Source organism: Ectobacillus funiculus (genome assembly GCF_004138295.1).
Classification (GTDB): Bacteria; Bacillota; Bacilli; order Bacillales; family Bacillaceae_G; genus Ectobacillus; species Ectobacillus funiculus.
The window spans coordinates 34550-49907 of the sequence record NZ_SCFM01000029.1 but is presented as its reverse complement, the minus strand read 5'-3'; the positions used below and the strand labels follow the sequence as shown (position 1 = coordinate 49907).

General features: G+C 40.7%; 14 protein-coding genes and 2 other annotated features. Of the genes, 7 read left to right on the top strand and 7 right to left on the bottom strand.

All coding sequences use genetic code 11. From position 1 onward, the window contains the following. Positions 1 to 113 precede the first annotated feature (113 nt). Complete coding sequence (locus EP737_RS17400; RefSeq protein WP_129729273.1) at positions 114 to 1019, top strand: cation diffusion facilitator family transporter; 906 nt, start codon at positions 114 to 116, stop codon at positions 1017 to 1019. Positions 1020 to 1301: 282 nt separating this feature from the next. Here the strand turns inward: EP737_RS17400 and ystJ are convergent, their stop codons facing one another. Then, entirely contained in the window at positions 1302 to 2546 is a 1245-nt protein-coding gene (ystJ, locus tag EP737_RS17395) for an NADP-dependent malic enzyme (RefSeq protein ID WP_129729271.1), read from the bottom strand. 292 nt (positions 2547 to 2838) lie between these two features. Here ystJ and EP737_RS17390 point away from each other — a divergent pair, with 292 nt between their 5' ends. Beyond that, positions 2839 to 3726, top strand: coding sequence for a LysR family transcriptional regulator (locus EP737_RS17390; protein ID WP_129729269.1), 888 nt, complete (start codon positions 2839 to 2841; stop codon positions 3724 to 3726). 143 nt (positions 3727 to 3869) lie between these two features. On the opposite strand, the gene EP737_RS17385 is transcribed toward EP737_RS17390, so the two are convergent. Further along, positions 3870 to 5168 carry a hemolysin family protein gene (locus EP737_RS17385; RefSeq protein WP_425455928.1) on the bottom strand — a complete coding sequence of 433 codons (1299 nt, stop codon included), beginning with the start codon at positions 5166 to 5168 and terminating at the stop codon, positions 3870 to 3872. A 269-nt stretch (positions 5169 to 5437) separates the two neighbouring features. On the opposite strand from EP737_RS17385, the gene EP737_RS17380 reads away from it, so the two are divergent. Further along, entirely contained in the window at positions 5438 to 5629 is a 192-nt protein-coding gene (locus EP737_RS17380; protein WP_129729265.1) for a hypothetical protein, read from the top strand. 394 nt (positions 5630 to 6023) lie between these two features. Here EP737_RS17380 and EP737_RS17375 read toward each other — a convergent pair whose 3' ends face one another. Both EP737_RS17375 and EP737_RS17370 read right to left on the bottom strand, forming a co-directional pair. After that, the gene (locus EP737_RS17375; RefSeq protein WP_129729263.1) at positions 6024 to 6323 is read right to left on the bottom strand and encodes a YxcD family protein; all 300 of its coding nucleotides are present in this window, start codon (positions 6321 to 6323) and stop codon (positions 6024 to 6026) included. Further along, complete coding sequence (locus EP737_RS17370; protein WP_129729261.1) at positions 6311 to 6736, bottom strand: hypothetical protein; 426 nt, start codon at positions 6734 to 6736, stop codon at positions 6311 to 6313. The genes EP737_RS17375 and EP737_RS17370 overlap by 13 nt, the downstream gene beginning before the upstream one ends. 169 nt (positions 6737 to 6905) lie before the next feature. Between EP737_RS17370 and EP737_RS17365 the strand changes: the two genes are divergently transcribed. Continuing rightward, positions 6906 to 7685: a DUF1836 domain-containing protein gene (locus EP737_RS17365; protein WP_165350847.1), complete on the top strand. Its 780-nt coding sequence runs from the start codon at positions 6906 to 6908 to the stop codon at positions 7683 to 7685. A gap of 400 nt (positions 7686 to 8085) precedes the next feature. Here EP737_RS17365 and EP737_RS17360 read toward each other — a convergent pair whose 3' ends face one another. Next, on the bottom strand, positions 8086 to 8496 hold the full coding sequence (locus tag EP737_RS17360) for an Lrp/AsnC family transcriptional regulator (RefSeq protein ID WP_129729259.1): 411 nt from the start codon (positions 8494 to 8496) through the stop codon (positions 8086 to 8088). A gap of 131 nt (positions 8497 to 8627) precedes the next feature. On the opposite strand from EP737_RS17360, the gene EP737_RS17355 reads away from it, so the two are divergent. From EP737_RS17355 to EP737_RS17345, 3 genes are all read left to right on the top strand, one after another. Then, the gene (locus tag EP737_RS17355) at positions 8628 to 9386 is read left to right on the top strand and encodes an MBL fold metallo-hydrolase (RefSeq protein ID WP_129729257.1); all 759 of its coding nucleotides are present in this window, start codon (positions 8628 to 8630) and stop codon (positions 9384 to 9386) included. Positions 9387 to 9604: 218 nt separating this feature from the next. Continuing rightward, positions 9605 to 10918 carry an MFS transporter gene (locus EP737_RS17350; protein ID WP_129729255.1) on the top strand — a complete coding sequence of 438 codons (1314 nt, stop codon included), beginning with the start codon at positions 9605 to 9607 and terminating at the stop codon, positions 10916 to 10918. Positions 10919 to 11144: 226 nt separating this feature from the next. After that, positions 11145 to 12419 (top strand): MFS transporter, encoded by a 1275-nt coding sequence (locus EP737_RS17345; protein WP_129729253.1) that lies wholly within the window; start codon positions 11145 to 11147, stop codon positions 12417 to 12419. Positions 12420 to 12506: 87 nt separating this feature from the next. Here the strand turns inward: EP737_RS17345 and EP737_RS17340 are convergent, their stop codons facing one another. Together EP737_RS17340 and EP737_RS17335 are read right to left on the bottom strand one after the other, a co-directional pair. After that, positions 12507 to 13601 carry a bifunctional 3-deoxy-7-phosphoheptulonate synthase/chorismate mutase gene (locus EP737_RS17340; RefSeq protein ID WP_129729251.1) on the bottom strand — a complete coding sequence of 365 codons (1095 nt, stop codon included), beginning with the start codon at positions 13599 to 13601 and terminating at the stop codon, positions 12507 to 12509. An 81-nt stretch (positions 13602 to 13682) separates the two neighbouring features. Then, positions 13683 to 13914 (bottom strand) — a binding site (T-box leader). A gap of 76 nt (positions 13915 to 13990) precedes the next feature. Beyond that, positions 13991 to 14221, bottom strand: a binding site (T-box leader). Between the two features lie 101 nt (positions 14222 to 14322). Further along, positions 14323 to 15141, bottom strand: coding sequence for a uroporphyrinogen-III synthase (locus EP737_RS17335; protein WP_129729249.1), 819 nt, complete (start codon positions 15139 to 15141; stop codon positions 14323 to 14325). Between the last annotated feature and the right edge of the window lie 217 nt (positions 15142 to 15358).

Here is a 15358-nt window from a genome sequence, read left to right as displayed (position 1 = left end):
GTATTCCTATAATTTCCGGCTACGTCGAATTTGCTTCCAACTGGAGATTAATCCTTTCTTACAGTGTAAGAAAAAATAGCCTACATCATTACACACTATAGGAGGTGACCAATTTGAAAACAAGCACAATTGCCTCTCTTTCCGTAGCCAGCAATGCGTTTATAGTAGCTCTAAAGCTTGTCATTGGATTTGTCACAGGATCCGTTGCTATTGTTTCTGAAGCAATTCATTCATCTCTAGATCTCGCTGCTTCTCTTATTGCTTTTTTTGCGGTACGCGTTGCAAGCAGACCACCTGATCCAAAGCATCCCTATGGTCACGGGAAATTTGAGAATGTATCGGGAACCGTTGAGACACTGTTAATTTTTGTAGCCGGCATATGGATTATTTACGAGTCAGTAGAAAAAATCCTGCATCCTGCTCCCATCCGGCTTCCTTGGCTTGGTGTAGGAGCAATGCTTCTCGGTGCCGTTATTAATTTTATTGTAGGAAAAACAGTGCAAAGGGCAGGAGAGAAGGCCCGTTCCGTTGCAATGCGCTCGAATGCTTTGCACTTATTAACAGATGTGTATTCCTCACTCGGCGTTGCTGCAAGCTTAGTGTTAGTCAGCCTAACGAACTGGACAATTCTAGACCCGATTATCGGAATTGCCATCGCGCTATATATTATGAAAGAAGCACTTCATCTTGTAAAAGAGGCATTCCACCCTTTAGTAGATACCGGGCTGTCTGACAAAGAAAATGCGACGATCCGCAGCATTTTGGATAAGTACCAAAACCGCTATCTTGAATACCATGATCTTCGTACACGCCGCGCAGGTTCAGAAGAACATATTGACCTCCATCTTGTTGTACCAAGCAACATGAAGGTCGAAATGGCACACGAAATTTGTAATGATATTGAGAAGGATTTACAACAAGTTCTGCACAATCCGAAAGTATTAATTCATATAGAACCAGAGCAGGAACGTATCTCCACAATACAGCAGGGAAAACCTGACTCAGGAAATGCCACATAATCAGAGTACGGGCTCTCAGCATACTTGTTTATGAAAAGAAAACGTCTACCATCAGATTAAGCAGTTCTTTTTCAGAGTACCCGTAGCTTCTACTTTGTTCTATTGTAATTCACTACCTCTTCATGTCAATTAAAGTATTTTCCCAATCAAAAAGCTAAAAGCAGTGTGATTTCTTCTCTGAAATCCACTGCTTTTAGCTTTGTTGTGATATTTGTTTCTTCTATATGGGTACCATGCTTACCCTCAGATGCACAGATTTTTTCTTTCGTCAGGGTAGTATCTTTATACAAGAACCGCTTTCTTATCAGCCGCTGCCAATAAGCGTTGTTTGATTGCTTCCGCGTTAGCTGTTCTTTGTGCAACACCCGTCTCCATGGCCGCGTTCGCAACAGCTGCTGCTACCTCAGCGGCAACGCGGTAATCAAATGGATCAGGAATAACATAATTAGCGTGAAGATCTTCCGTTGAAATTAATCCGGCAATTGCGTGAACAGCTGCCAGTTTCATTTCCTCATTAATTTCGCTCGCTTGTACATCTAACGCGCCTCGGAAAATGCCTGGGAAGGCTAAGACGTTGTTCACTTGATTTGGTAAATCAGAGCGTCCTGTCCCGACAACAAGCGCTCCAGCCTCCTTTGCCTCGTCCGGCATGATTTCCGGTACCGGATTTGCCATAGCAAAGATAATTGGTTGACGGTTCATTGTTCGAACCATGTCCTTTGTAACCGCTCCTGCAGCTGATACACCGACAAATACATCAGCCCCAACAAGCGCATCTGCAAGTGTGCCTTGTTTTTTCTCTTTATTTGTAATAAGTGCCATTGCTTCTTTAAATGGATTCATACCAACTGGGCGTCCTTCATAAATAATTCCCTTTGTATCACAAAGAATAACGTCCTGTACTCCCATACGAAGCAATAGCTTCACAATGGCCACGCCAGCCGCACCAGCACCATTTACCGCAACGCGAATATCTTCCATTTTTTTATCAGCTAGCTTTAAAGCATTGATAAGTCCAGCAGCAGTAACAATCGCCGTTCCGTGTTGGTCATCATGGAAAATTGGGATGTTACAGCTTTCACGCAGGCGTTCCTCAATTTCAAAGCATTTTGGAGCTGCAATATCTTCTAAGTTTACACCGCCGAATGTCGGTTGAAGCAATTGTACCATCTCGACAATTTTATCAGCATCTGTAGTGTCCAAACAGATTGGGAATGCATCAACATCAGCAAATGACTTGAAAAGAAGAGCCTTTCCTTCCATAACCGGCATAGCTGCCTCAGGACCAATATTTCCAAGTCCAAGCACCGCAGTTCCATCCGATACAACCGCCACAAGATTTCCTTTCATCGTGTAGTCATACACTTTACTTTCATCCTTGTGAATTTCTAAGCACGGCTCTGCCACTCCTGGAGAATAAGCCAAACTTAAATCTTTTGCATCACGCACCTCAACCTTGGAGTGCACGCCTAGTTTTCCTTGCTTTTCCTTATGCATTTGCAATGCTTCCTCGCGTAAAGTTAACATACAATATCCCCTTTTCTGCTTGTTTCATCTACAGCAATTTGATATAAAGATTCTCACTATACTCCCTCATCTGATACCTATCCTATTGTTCTACAACAGACATACTGAGCTGCTTTCCATTAACAATACATTCTTTGCCATACTGTCTACCTTACTCTTACAAAATATGTATTGCTTTGTTATGTAACATATAATAATATTGACAAAGCATAATGTCTAATTTATTATTTGCATCGTTTTCATGCATAATAGGTATTATTCGGATATTGGTAAAAAAGGGGATGAAAGCTCTATGGAATGGCAGCACATTGAATACTTTCAAGTAGTTGCTCGTATACAGCATATTACTCGGGCAGCCGCAGCTTTGTCGATTTCTCAACCAGCCTTAAGCCGTTCCATTGCTAGATTAGAAGAAGAGCTAGGCGTTCCGCTATTTGAACGGCAAGGGCGAACGATTCGGCTAAATCATTACGGGCAGCTTTTTTTAAAACGGACAGATCGTATTTTGAAGGAATTTCAGGATGGAAAACAGGAAATTCAAGACTTATTGAATCCAGATTATGGAGAGGTATCGTTCGGTTTTATGCCCACACTTGGCACATATCTCATCCCTACTCTAGTAGGAGCATTTCATGCTGATTACCCGCATGTTCATTTTCAACTTAAGGAAAGCGGCAACGATTTACTCATTAAACAATTAAAGTCAGGTGAAATTGATTTTTGTCTTGTTTCTGCAATTGAAACGGACAAACAAATCCATTGGACTCCTTTATGGAGTGAAGAATTATTTGTAATTGTTCCGAGCAATCATCGTTTAGCTGGCAGCAAAGTAGTTACATTGAAGGAAATTGCAAAAGAATCCTTCATCCTTTTAAAGAGGGGGAGCGGGCTTCGGAGTATTACAACTCAGCTATTTCACGAAGCGGGTCTTAGTCCAAATATTACATTTGAAGGGGAAGAGGTCCATACGATAGCGGCTTTCGTTGCAGCTGGTCTCGGAGTAACAATTATCCCTGACTTTAAAGGCTTCGATTGGTCGAATGTCTCACGATTACGTCTACATTCTCCAAAATGTAAGCGTGTAATTGGACTTGCCTCGGTTGAAGGGAGATACTTATCACCTACAGCCAAACGGTTTCAGCAATTTATTACGGATTACTTTACGGTTACAAACAGATAAAGAAAACTCGCCGATTGGCGAAAACAGAGGTGTAGTTGCACTTACACTTTGTTCCTGAAATTTCCCGCTACGTCGAGTTTGCTTCTAGCTGGAAATTTATACTTTCTGGTATAAAGTATAAAAAAGCAGGCAGCAACCCTATGCTATACGGTTACTGCCTGCTCCTCTATATCCTGCCTACGAATCTCTATTCGTTTGATTTGATGGGCATCTTTAGCTAGCACCTTAAATTCATAGCCACCCTCTTCAAGAATTTGACCTGGTTGAATTTCATGATTTTGGGTCATCACCCAACCGCCGATTGTGTCTACATCTTCATCATCAATGTGCAAACCAAATAAATCATTTACATCGCTAATTAGCACCTTGCCGTCAACAATTTTATGATAATCGGTAATATGCTGCACAGGCGGCTTTTCATCCTCATCATATTCATCACGAATCTCTCCGACGATTTCCTCTAAAATATCCTCGAGCGTAACAAGTCCTGCGGTTCCACCATACTCATCATATAAAATGGCCATTGGAACACGCTTTTTTTGCATCTCAAGCAGTAAATCATGAATCGGGATCGTTTCCATGACCTCAATAACTGGTCGCATAAACTGCCTAATGGACCGCGGTTCTGCCTGTCCCCCATCCATGTAATGAATAAAGAAATCCTTTACATTCACCATACCTATAATATGATCCTTATCTTCCCCAAAGATAGGGTAACGCGTATACTTTTCAGTTCGAATAATGCTCATATGCTCAGAAGCTGGATCCTCTGCATACAAACCAACAATTTCTGTACGCGGAACCATGATTTCCTTAGCAATCCGATTATCGAAATCAAAAATATTATTTACGTACTTATACTCAGCCTGATTGATTTCTCCGCTCTCATAGCTCTCTGACAAAATAAGACGCAGCTCTTCTTCAGAGTGGGCAGCTTCATGTTCCGAAGCTGGTTTTAATCCAAATATTCCTGTTATAACACGAGCTGAAGTGTTAAGTGTCCAGATGAATGGATATGCGACTTTGTAAAAAAGAATTAAAGGCCGAGAGAATAATAGTGTAATGCGCTCTGCCTTTTGAATCGCCATTGTCTTTGGCGCTAATTCCCCTATTACAACGTGTAAAAACGTCACAATAGAAAAAGCAGCGATAAAGGAAATGGTTCCAGCAACCGAATCAGAAAAGCTCAAATGTTCTAACACTGGCTCCAACATATGATGCACGGTTGGTTCTCCTAGCCAACCAAGCGCAAGTGCTGTTACAGTAATTCCGAGCTGACATGCCGATAAGTACTCATCTAGATGTGTAATAACATGCTTCCCGGATAAAGCCCCGCGTTTTCCTTCTAAAACAAGCTGATCGATACGGCTGCTCCGTATTCTTACAATCGCAAACTCTGCTGCAACAAAAAAGCCTGTAAGAGCAATTAAAATTGCAATCATGACTAAATTAAATATGTCCAAGAACGCCCCTCAGTTCAATGAACTAAGGTGTTCACCTCCCGTTTCTCCTACCTTATTCTATATGTTATCAGTATTATACTTTACGTAAAACTGTACAGTCAAACGTTATAGTTGAAATGACTGCTCTAGAAAAGCTTTCTTCTTATTCAACAAGCATGTTGAAATTATATTTTGATTTTTTGACAATTTTGTGAATAATAGAATGTAAATAATTCATCTTTTACATATATGCGAAGGAGGAACTTGACATGCTGGATATACTTAGCCCATACTCTATGCTTGGATTTATCTTCTTCGGTGTTAGCATTAGTTTCATCATCGCCCTACATATAAAAATCTACTCAAAATGCAGCTGGGAACTGTTTGCCAAAATTATTTCCAACGGTCTTGGCGTGACACTGCTTTTATGTACATTGGCAACACTCAGTCATTTGTATTAACTCTACTATAGCAATTGAACTACTCCCACCTACTCGCTAACGCTCCTTGAGGTGGGAGATTCCATATCCTTTTCCTAGGAAGCGAAATACAGAGCCGTTCAACAAGCTTCTCATAGAGCAAATAGGGAGAGCTCACACTTTCCTGTACGTGACAAAGTCACCGAGGTGACCTTGTCTCATACAAGTAGTGATAGCTGCTTCTCTTTTTTCACACTGTAGGAAAGTATAAATTTCCAGACGGAGGAAAAAATAGGCTATGAAGAAAAGCTTCTTCATAGCCTGAACACATACAAGAAGCATAGAGCCTCCTGTACCTATATATAAAGGGTAGGGGGAATTGCTAATTGCTATATCTGAACACAGCAGCGGAACTGTGGCAGACTCATTATCATGTTTATTCTCCAACTGTCGCAAACGCGATGATGCCTTCTTCATCATGAAGTTCAAAGCGCAGCCTTGCAGAGAATGGGTCAATATTCTGCTGAGTATCCAGCCAAAAGCGAAGCGCTTCAATCATATTGGCTTGGATTAAAATTTGCTGACGATTGTTTACTTCTACTTCAGCAGAGTAACCATAATCATCATCATACATAAGCTCTACAACTACCTCCTGAGGCTGTACCTGTCGTTTCTGAGCGATGTATAAGCAAAGGGCATTAATAATTTGCTGTTCGGAAATTTTTAGCGACGCCATGCTTCCATCTCCTGTTGTCGCTTCTTCTTCTTCCAATACTTAAATAGTTTGACTCCTATCATAACAATTCCAGCCAGCAGCATCATGTTAACAAAAAACGCGAGTATAGCACCAATTGGACCAAGACCAGCAAACAAGCTGCCAAGAAGTAATCCGCCAATTCCGCCAAGAAGCATTCCCTTTAGAAATCCGCCGCTCTTTTTAGCTGTTACCGGCGCTTTGGAATCCTGTTGTAACTTAGATGAATTTACAGTTGAATCTTTCTTTTGGACAACCGTTTCGTTCTGAGTTGGACTATACGATTTTCTTCCTGACTTGTATCCTTTTGCTTCTGCCGAATCAGGAGAAATAAAGCTGATAGCTGCGAACATAAGCATAAGCGCTGTTAGAAATCCGATGAACTTTTTCATCATACGTAGAATACTCCTCTTTTCTTTGCTAGATTTTATCAAGTTCTTATGAACCTATTATATGAACTATTATAAAGAACGTCAAGTGTTAAATAGTTTCATAGTTTGACTTTCTAACGAATAACTAATAAGATAAGGTCATAAGAACTCCATATTGCTCGAGGTGGGAAACATGAATATCCTTCAGCTAACAAGAAAAGAGATGGCGGACCTGCTTCTTTCCCTTAAGGGATGGAACGAGAAAAAAGCACTAACGGTTTTGCAGGATGCTTGGATCAAGTCTCGCAAAACAGAAACAACGTACGAGATACCAATGAATGCATTCATCACAACCGCCTTGCCGCCTATTTTTGAAAAGCTCGTAAAAACAGAAGAGCTCGATATTGGCTTTTCCCTTAATGAAATCGGTGCGCTTGGCAATCAGATTCAGCATACAAGCTTCTCTGTAACCGCCTTGCAAAACTGGGTAAAGCGGGATTTGAAGGATATGGTCGGTCCCCCGCAAAGAGGGAAGAAATATTCCATTGAGCAAGCCGCTCTTTTATTTATCGTAGAAGATTTAAAAACAGCGCTGGACTTTGATTCCATTCGCAAGCTGCTTAGTTTAATTGTAAATGATCCGTCAGATAGAGATGATGACTTAATTAGCCCGATCCGTTTATATTCGGCATACTCCTCTCTATTTGAGAAATTGAATTTCAGGGAAGCGACTGCTGCCTCTGGAGGAGACGCCATTATAGCGATTGAGCAGGAAATTGAAGCAAGGGCAGCTGATTGGGCCAACTCATTTCCTAATCTTCACGCGGATCAACGGGAAGCGGTTCGAAATGTCATTGTAATTGCAGCCCTGTCGGTACATACTGCCCATTTCCAAATGCTTGCAAAGCGCTACGTGTCCGCCACTCTTTTTTTACAAAACTTAACAATTAGCAATCCGAAGCAGGCGGAGTAGGAATGTATGTTGCCTGCTTCGTTTGCTTTTATCAAAAAACAGCTGAGAAACTTCTCCTCAAGGAATGCAAGCCTGTAATTGTCAAACTTGTACTGCTAACATGAGCATTTATTAAATTAAGCTTATATACTTCATGACTTCATAAATAATTAAGATGAAAAGATACATAAAAATCATGAAAATTAACAAAGAAAATAAGGTGGGTACAGAAAGACAGGAGATCCAAGAAGGAATGAATATACCTTCTTGGATCTCCTGTCTTTTCCTTGAATATTGAATGGTTTGCTCTATTAGCCCTATTAAGAAAGCCGCTAATCGGGTTGTTGGAGCATAATCTTAAACTTTTGTCTCCTATAACCTGAGTATGTTTATTCACAAACATCCCATTTTTATTGCTGCACTATTTACTAATAACAATCGATAATTTATAGTTTGCATGCTTGTTTAAGTCTACCAAAAATTGATCTAATAGTTCATGAGATGGAAATTTACATTCAAGAAGATAACAACCATCTCCGCTAATTTTATAGTTATTTATTATATATTTCTCTTGTGTTTCTATAAATGAGAGATAAGGTTGATGATAAATGCTTTGTGTAAAGATAGTAATAAAAGCATGTATAAAACACCCTAATTTAACCTGATTCACTTTAATTGTGTAACCCTCAATTACTCCATTATCTTCTAACTTCGTAACTCTAGCCGAAGTAGCTTGCCCAGTCAAATGAACTTTCTCTCCTAATTCCTTCATAGTAATACGACTATTTTTAGATAATTCTTCTAATATTCGCATGTCTGTTTGATCCAACATGAAATCAACTCCTTTCAAAATTCAAGTCAAACGGTAAAAACACTTGATTTTATCTATGTAAATAGTACCTGCCCATATTATAAACTAAGCACAAGCAGCAAACGCAAATAAAAAGAAAAGGAGTTATCGATATGAATATCCAACAAATCAGAAATGCTACGCTCGTTGTCCAATATGCTGGGAAAAAGTTTTTAATTGACCCATTTTTAGCAGAGAAGGGTACATACCCTCCTTTTCCTAATTCGTTAAGGCAAGATCAATTTAATCCTTTAGTTAGCTTACCTATATCAATTGAAAATATTATTAACGTAGATGCTGTGATTGTCACTCATCTGCATTTAGATCACTGGGATGATACTGCCAAAGAAGTATTGCCAAAAGATATCAAAATGTTTGTACAAAATGAAGAGGATGCGACAGAAGTTCGAAATGCTGGATTTCAAAATGTAGAAGTGTTACAAGAAGAGACAGTCTTTGGGGACATCCAATTAATGAAAACAAAGGGAGAGCACGGAAGAGGAGAAATATTAAAGCTTGCTGGTTTAGTGTGTGGCGTTGTCTTCAAACACCCAACTGAAAAGACGTTATATGTAGCTGGAGATACGGTCTGGTATGAAGCGATTCAAGAAGTGATTGATACACATCAACCAGAAGTCATTGTGGTAAATGGCGGTGATAATCAATTCCTTCAAGGCGGCTCTCTTGTCATGGGCAAACATGATATCTATGAAATGTCTAAAGCTGCCCCTAACGCAAAAATTATTTCGGTTCATATGGAAGCTGTCAACCATTGGACATTATCCAGAGAAGAACTAAAAAGCTTTGCTTATGAAAAAGGAATCTCCGCTAATCTTTTAGTGCCAGATGACGGCGAATCACACACATTTTAAGCTAAAAACGGACAGATAGACATTTTTATGTTACGTTTAATTGTGAATTTTAATTTTTATTTTGCACAGTTTTGAAGCATTCATTTGCACTGGAGAAATACAAGGGGCTCGTGATTATGTTGTTAATAATCATGAGCTTCTTCTTATTTATTTAAGTATTGCTCAATAGTCTGCCAAAGCTTTTAATTAAAAAACTATTTTATTAGGAGGTGCAGTTTATGATAGCTGAAACAGAAGATATCAGCAGACCAAAACAGCAGCCTGTTTGGTTACAGGATTATATTGATTCACCAGAAAAACAACAACGGCTCTATAAAAAAACATTAAGAATTGTGATCCTTTCGCAAATCTTTGGAGGGGCAGGACTGGCAGCTGGTATAACGGTAGGTGCACTTCTCGCCCAAGATATGCTGGGAACGGAAAGTGCAGCGGGGATTCCCGTTGCCTTACTCACTTTAGGATCTGCAGGGTCCGCACTGCTGGTAGGCCGGCTTTCACAGCGTTTTGGGCGCAGAGCCGGACTGGCAGCCGGCTTTCTTGCTGGTGGATTAGGTGCGATCGGTATTATAATCGCCGCCTTAATCAACAGTATCTTGCTTTTATTCGCTTCCCTGCTTATTTATGGGGCGGGTACTGCCGCAAATCTGCAAGCACGCTACGCAGGTACAGACCTGGCGACAGCTAAACAGCGGGCAACTGCTGTGAGCATGGCCATGGTTTCTACTACCTTTGGTGCTGTAGCGGGTCCTAACTTGGTCGATGTGATGGGACAATTTGCGAATTCTATTGGTGTTCCAACTTTGGCTGGTCCCTTTATCTTAGCAGCCGCTGCTTTTATCCTTGCCGGATTGGTTCTCTTGCTTTTTCTTCGTCCAGACCCTTTGGTTGTGTCTACAGCCCTAGCGAATGCCCAGGAGGAAGAGCATATGGTGCAGGAAAAACTGAATGCGGAAAATTCTACAATCAATAAAAGAGGAATTGTCGTAGGTGCTACCATTATGGTTTTGACTCAATTTGTCATGGCAGCCATTATGACAATGACACCGATCCACATGGGACATCATGGCCATGGTTTGAGGGAAGTGGGCTTGGTCATAGGCTTTCATGTAGGCGCTATGTATTTTCCTTCACTTGTTACCGGCCTGCTTGTAGATAAAGTCGGTCGTACTGCAATGGCTGTTGCTGCGGGTGCCACACTTCTGGCCTCTGGTCTGCTGGCAGCTTTTGCGCCAGCAGATTCAATGGCACTGCTTATCTGCGCGCTAGTCCTGCTTGGTGTTGGCTGGAACTTTGGATTAATAAGTGGAACTGCTCTCATTGTAGATGCAACACATCCATCTGTTCGCGCCAAAACACAGGGGTCGGTTGATGTCTTGCTTGCATTATCAGGTGCCTCGGGCGGTGCGTTATCGGGAATAGTAGTCGCTCATTCTAGTTATGCAGTACTATCACTTTCTGGAGCTATCCTATCACTTCTGCTTATTCCTGTAGTTGTTTGGTCTCGTAAGACTTCAAGCAAAGAACTAATATAAAGTTTTTATCTAGCAAGGTGCAATTAGATTCTAATAAAAGGGCAGCTTTCGGCAAAAAATCGAAAGTTGCCTTTTTCTTTCGTATTCAATCAATCTAAACCCTGCTTAAACAATAATAAAGTAAAATCAAGGTATGCGCTTTCAGTGTTATACAAACGTATTGAGTGTTATATATAGTTTCGATATAAAATAACTACATTATTATCTAGGAAATGTGGGTGAAGCTTTGAAGCGGATTCATTATAGTTGGATTATTTTAATTATTTCTTTCTTCTCTATTATTGTCGCTGGAATTGTCCGGTCATCATCGGGGGTTTTCATAGATCCTTTCGAGAAAGAATTCGGCTGGGACCGATCTACCATTTCATTAGCTTTTGCAGTTGGCCTGTTTTTATATGGCATATCTGGTCCATTTATGGCAGCATTAATTGAAGTGCTTGGATTAAAGAAAATGATGGTCACCTCTATGGCAATACTGTTGACAGGAATCTTGCTAACCTTTGTGATGCAGCAGCCTTGGCAGCTGATTATGATTTGGGGTGTTATTATCGGGTTAGGGTCCGGATTATTTTTAACGGTCCTAAGTCCATATATTGCAAATCATTGGTTTGAGAAAAAAAGGGGACTTGCAGTAGGGATATTAACTGCAAGTACAGCCACAGGTCAGTTAATACTGCTTCCCGTCTTAGCCCTGCTTATTGATCATTATTCGTGGCGATGGGCGGTTGGATTGATTATGATTCTTAGTTTTATCATGCTTGTTATCATCTTATTGTTTATGAAGAATACACCAAAAGATATGGGGATACTCCCATATGGACTGGAGAAAGAAAGACAAGAGAGCAATGAATTTGAAAAGAAAAATCCGATTATGATTGCTTTTAATGGCTTATTCGAGGCAGTGAAGGTTAAGGAATTCTGGTTATTAGCGGGGAGCTTCTTTGTTTGTGGCCTTTCAACGAGTGGATTAATCGGTACACATTTTGTTTCTTACTGTATGAGCTTCGGAGTTCCTTTAGTTACATCTGCCTTGCTGCTTTCATTCATGGGGATTTTTGACCTTGTAGGTACCACTGTTTCAGGTTGGTTGTCAGATCGTTTCGACAACCGTTGGCTATTATTTTGGTATTATAGTCTAAGGGGAGCTTCCCTCCTATTACTTCCTTATGCTTTATTTGAAGGTTCCTTTACTTTGCTCATTATCTTTTCTGTGTTTTATGGACTTGATTGGATTGCAACTGTACCGCCAACTATCGGTATTTCCAGACAAATCTTTGGTGTGAAAAAAAGCGGCATTGTTTATGGATGGATTTTCGCATCCCATCAGGCAGGTGCGGCAGTAGCTGCTTTTGGTGGAGGGATTATTTATGAAATACTCAATTCTTATAAATGGGCATTTCTTCTTGCCGGAATTTTTTGCTTGCTGGCGAGTTTATTTGTAATTGTAATTAAAAAACAAACACCCGCATCCATAAGGACAGAAGAGTCATTTAAAGCATAACTTTTCTGTGGAAATGTAAAAAAGGATAGAGCATGCAGAATTCCCTGCTTGCTTCTATCCTTTTTTCTACCTTATAAAAGGGATATTTTATCGTACTAACTGTGCTCCTGCCAACGCATCACGGAAGCCTTTTACCTCAGCCATGAATTTGTGGAATTCAGGAATATTCATTTGCTGCGCAGCATCAGAAAGCGCCACAGCAGGATCTGGGTGAACCTCAGCCATAACTGCATCTGCACCGATTGCCAATGCTGCTTTTGCTGTTGGAAGCAATAGATCCTTTCTTCCAGTAGAATGTGTTACGTCTACTACAACTGGTAAGTGTGTTTCTTTCTTTAAGATTGGTACTGCAGAAATATCTAATGTGTTACGAGTCGCTTTCTCGTATGTGCGGATTCCGCGTTCACATAGGATGATTTGATCGTTTCCTTGTGAAATGATGTACTCAGCTGAATTGATGAACTCTTCAATTGTTCCAGCAAGACCGCGTTTAAGTAATACTGGCTTATTCACTTTTCCTGCTTCTCTTAGTAAATCAAAGTTTTGAGAGTTACGTGCTCCGATTTGGATTACATCAACGTACTCAAGAGACATTTCAATGTCGTTTGGATTTAAAATTTCACTGATGATCGCTAAATCGAACTCATCTGCAACTTGACGTAAAATTTTCAATCCTTCTATTCCTAAGCCTTGGAAATCGTACGGAGAAGTACGCGGTTTGAATGCTCCGCCACGCATTAATTTCAAGCCTTGCTCCTTCATTGCTTGCGCTACAGCGCGCACTTGCTCGTAGCTTTCTACTGCGCATGGTCCCATTACGAATGTTTGTGTTCCGTTTCCAAGCAATTCGCCCTTCACATCAACAATTGTGTTTTCTTGCTTCTTCTTACGAGATACAAGCAATGCTTTACGATTGTCATCTTCTTGCAGCTCTAAGCTTGCTTGGAAAATCGTTTTAAAAATATGCTGCAGTGTAGATGTTTCGAAAGGACCTTCGTTGTTCGCAGCAATCATATCAAGAGCTTGGCGTTCACGTACTGGGTCAAAACGTTTCGTACCTTGTAAATTCTTTTGTTGACCAATCGCCTTTACTACTACTGCACGTTCGTTTAACAAACGTAAAATTTGCAAGTTAATTTCATCCACCTTATTACGCAATACTTCTAATTCATTAACTGTCATATCAAACTTCCTCCTTATGATTAGCAAAATGGGATAATAGCTTAAAAAACTTTATAAAAAATCGCCCCTATCGTTCAAAACGATAGGGACGATAAAATATCGCGGTACCACCCTAGTTGCAGACAAAAAGTCTGCCTCTCTTCCTTGTTAACGATCATTAGACCGTCTTTCCCTTCATAAAAGCAAATGCCCTTACTACGAAAAAGATGCTCCGGGATTGTAATTCGTGTTTATCTATGCACTGATTCGCACCAACCATCAGCTCTCTGCAGCAGGGAGATATACACTACTAGCTTCCCATCTTCACACTATTATAAAGTTGTTTGTTTACAAAAGCGAACACGATAATACTACTATCTAAAAAACAAAAAGTCCCTGCTGAATATATCAGCAGGGACGATGATTATCGCGGTACCACCCTGATTGCAGACAAAAAGTCTGCCTCTCTTCCTTGTTAACGATCATTAGACCGTCTTTCCCTTCATAAAAGCAAATGCCTTTACTACGAAAAAGATGCTCTGGGATTGTAATTCGCATTTATCTGTATACTGATTTGCACCAACCATCAGCTCTCTGTTATAGGAAGATAAACGCTACTTTGTTCCCTTCATTGCTCAATTATATGAAAGTTCATTTTGTTTGGATTCTTATGCTTTTCATTATATGATCGACAAGATAACATGTCAATTATTTTTTTCAGAATAGTTTGTCCACTTGTTTTTTAGGCTTGGGACTTTTCCTGTGTATAGTACTGCGCCAGTTTCATAATCGCGCTGCCCATTCTCTCTTCCTCCGGCACAACCATTCTCTCAATTCCTACTTCCCGTAAAGCCGCAGCTGTTACCTTTCCCACCGCGACAGCTACAATATTGCTTGCAAATGCGTCAAGCACCTGCTGCTCCACCCCTTTGTTTCTTGCAAACTCCATAAGGAACCGAGCCTGTGGTGTGCTTGTAAAATTCACAGCATCAATTTCTCCGCCGAGCATTTCAGAAAGCAATTGCTCCATTACGTGCCCCTCAGGCGGAACATGGTGGTACGGTAAAAGCTCATGGAAGGACGCACCACGTTCTTTCAAAAACTCAACAAGCTTTGGTGCCGGGTCGCCATGAAGCTGAAGAGCAACCCTCTTTCCTTCAAAAGAAAAGGACTCCAGCTCTCGTACAAGACCTGCCGTACTGCCGTCATCATCACGCACAAGCGGCTGTAAACCAAGCTTTTTCAGCATATTCACTGTTTTATAGCCCCTTGCAGCAATGCTGGTACGCTGCAGCGCACCAAGAAATGCCGCTTCTTCTCCCATTTTCGTTGCGATCTTATACAAAGTTTCCAGTCCAACACCTGTTGTAAATAGCGCCCAATCAAAACCACCTTGAATAAGACGGTGGATATCCTCTTCTACACGTGAATCGTCTAAAAATACTGTTCCTTGCGCAGGTCGGATAAGAGGAATTCCTCCTAAATTTTGCACAAGAACACTCATTTCCTCCGAACGGCGTGGACCGACGAGGGCGATTCGTTTTCCTTCAAGCTTTTTCATCTGCAATCCCCCTTCAAATAAGCAGAACTTGGCCGCACCAACCTTTGGAAAGCTTGGCGCTGGCCGAGTTACATTTATACTTTATGTTTAAAACTTCCTGCTACGCCGAATAACTTCCTAGCTAAAAATGTAGAATCTCTAGCCAGGAAGTCAATCGTTTGCAAACGTTCTGTTTACCATATTACATGATTTCTTCAAGAAATCATACTCTGATTTC

What these genes read in the sequence shown, in the direction of transcription:
- EP737_RS17365 (WP_165350847.1), top strand. Translation starts at nt 6,906, where the DNA reads ATGAATATCCTTCAGCTAACAAGAAAAGAGATGGCGGACCTGCTTCTT.
- EP737_RS17335 (WP_129729249.1), bottom strand. Translation starts at nt 15,141, where the DNA reads ATGAAAAAGCTTGAAGGAAAACGAATCGCCCTCGTCGGTCCACGCCGT.
- ystJ (WP_129729271.1), bottom strand. Translation starts at nt 2,546, where the DNA reads ATGTTAACTTTACGCGAGGAAGCATTGCAAATGCATAAGGAAAAGCAA.
- EP737_RS17385 (WP_425455928.1), bottom strand. Translation starts at nt 5,168, where the DNA reads ATGATTGCAATTTTAATTGCTCTTACAGGCTTTTTTGTTGCAGCAGAG.
- EP737_RS17370 (WP_129729261.1), bottom strand. Translation starts at nt 6,736, where the DNA reads ATGATGAAAAAGTTCATCGGATTTCTAACAGCGCTTATGCTTATGTTC.
- EP737_RS17340 (WP_129729251.1), bottom strand. Translation starts at nt 13,601, where the DNA reads ATGACAGTTAATGAATTAGAAGTATTGCGTAATAAGGTGGATGAAATT.
- EP737_RS17355 (WP_129729257.1), top strand. Translation starts at nt 8,628, where the DNA reads ATGAATATCCAACAAATCAGAAATGCTACGCTCGTTGTCCAATATGCT.
- EP737_RS17380 (WP_129729265.1), top strand. Translation starts at nt 5,438, where the DNA reads ATGCTGGATATACTTAGCCCATACTCTATGCTTGGATTTATCTTCTTC.
- EP737_RS17375 (WP_129729263.1), bottom strand. Translation starts at nt 6,323, where the DNA reads ATGGCGTCGCTAAAAATTTCCGAACAGCAAATTATTAATGCCCTTTGC.
- EP737_RS17390 (WP_129729269.1), top strand. Translation starts at nt 2,839, where the DNA reads ATGGAATGGCAGCACATTGAATACTTTCAAGTAGTTGCTCGTATACAG.
- EP737_RS17350 (WP_129729255.1), top strand. Translation starts at nt 9,605, where the DNA reads ATGATAGCTGAAACAGAAGATATCAGCAGACCAAAACAGCAGCCTGTT.
- EP737_RS17360 (WP_129729259.1), bottom strand. Translation starts at nt 8,496, where the DNA reads ATGTTGGATCAAACAGACATGCGAATATTAGAAGAATTATCTAAAAAT.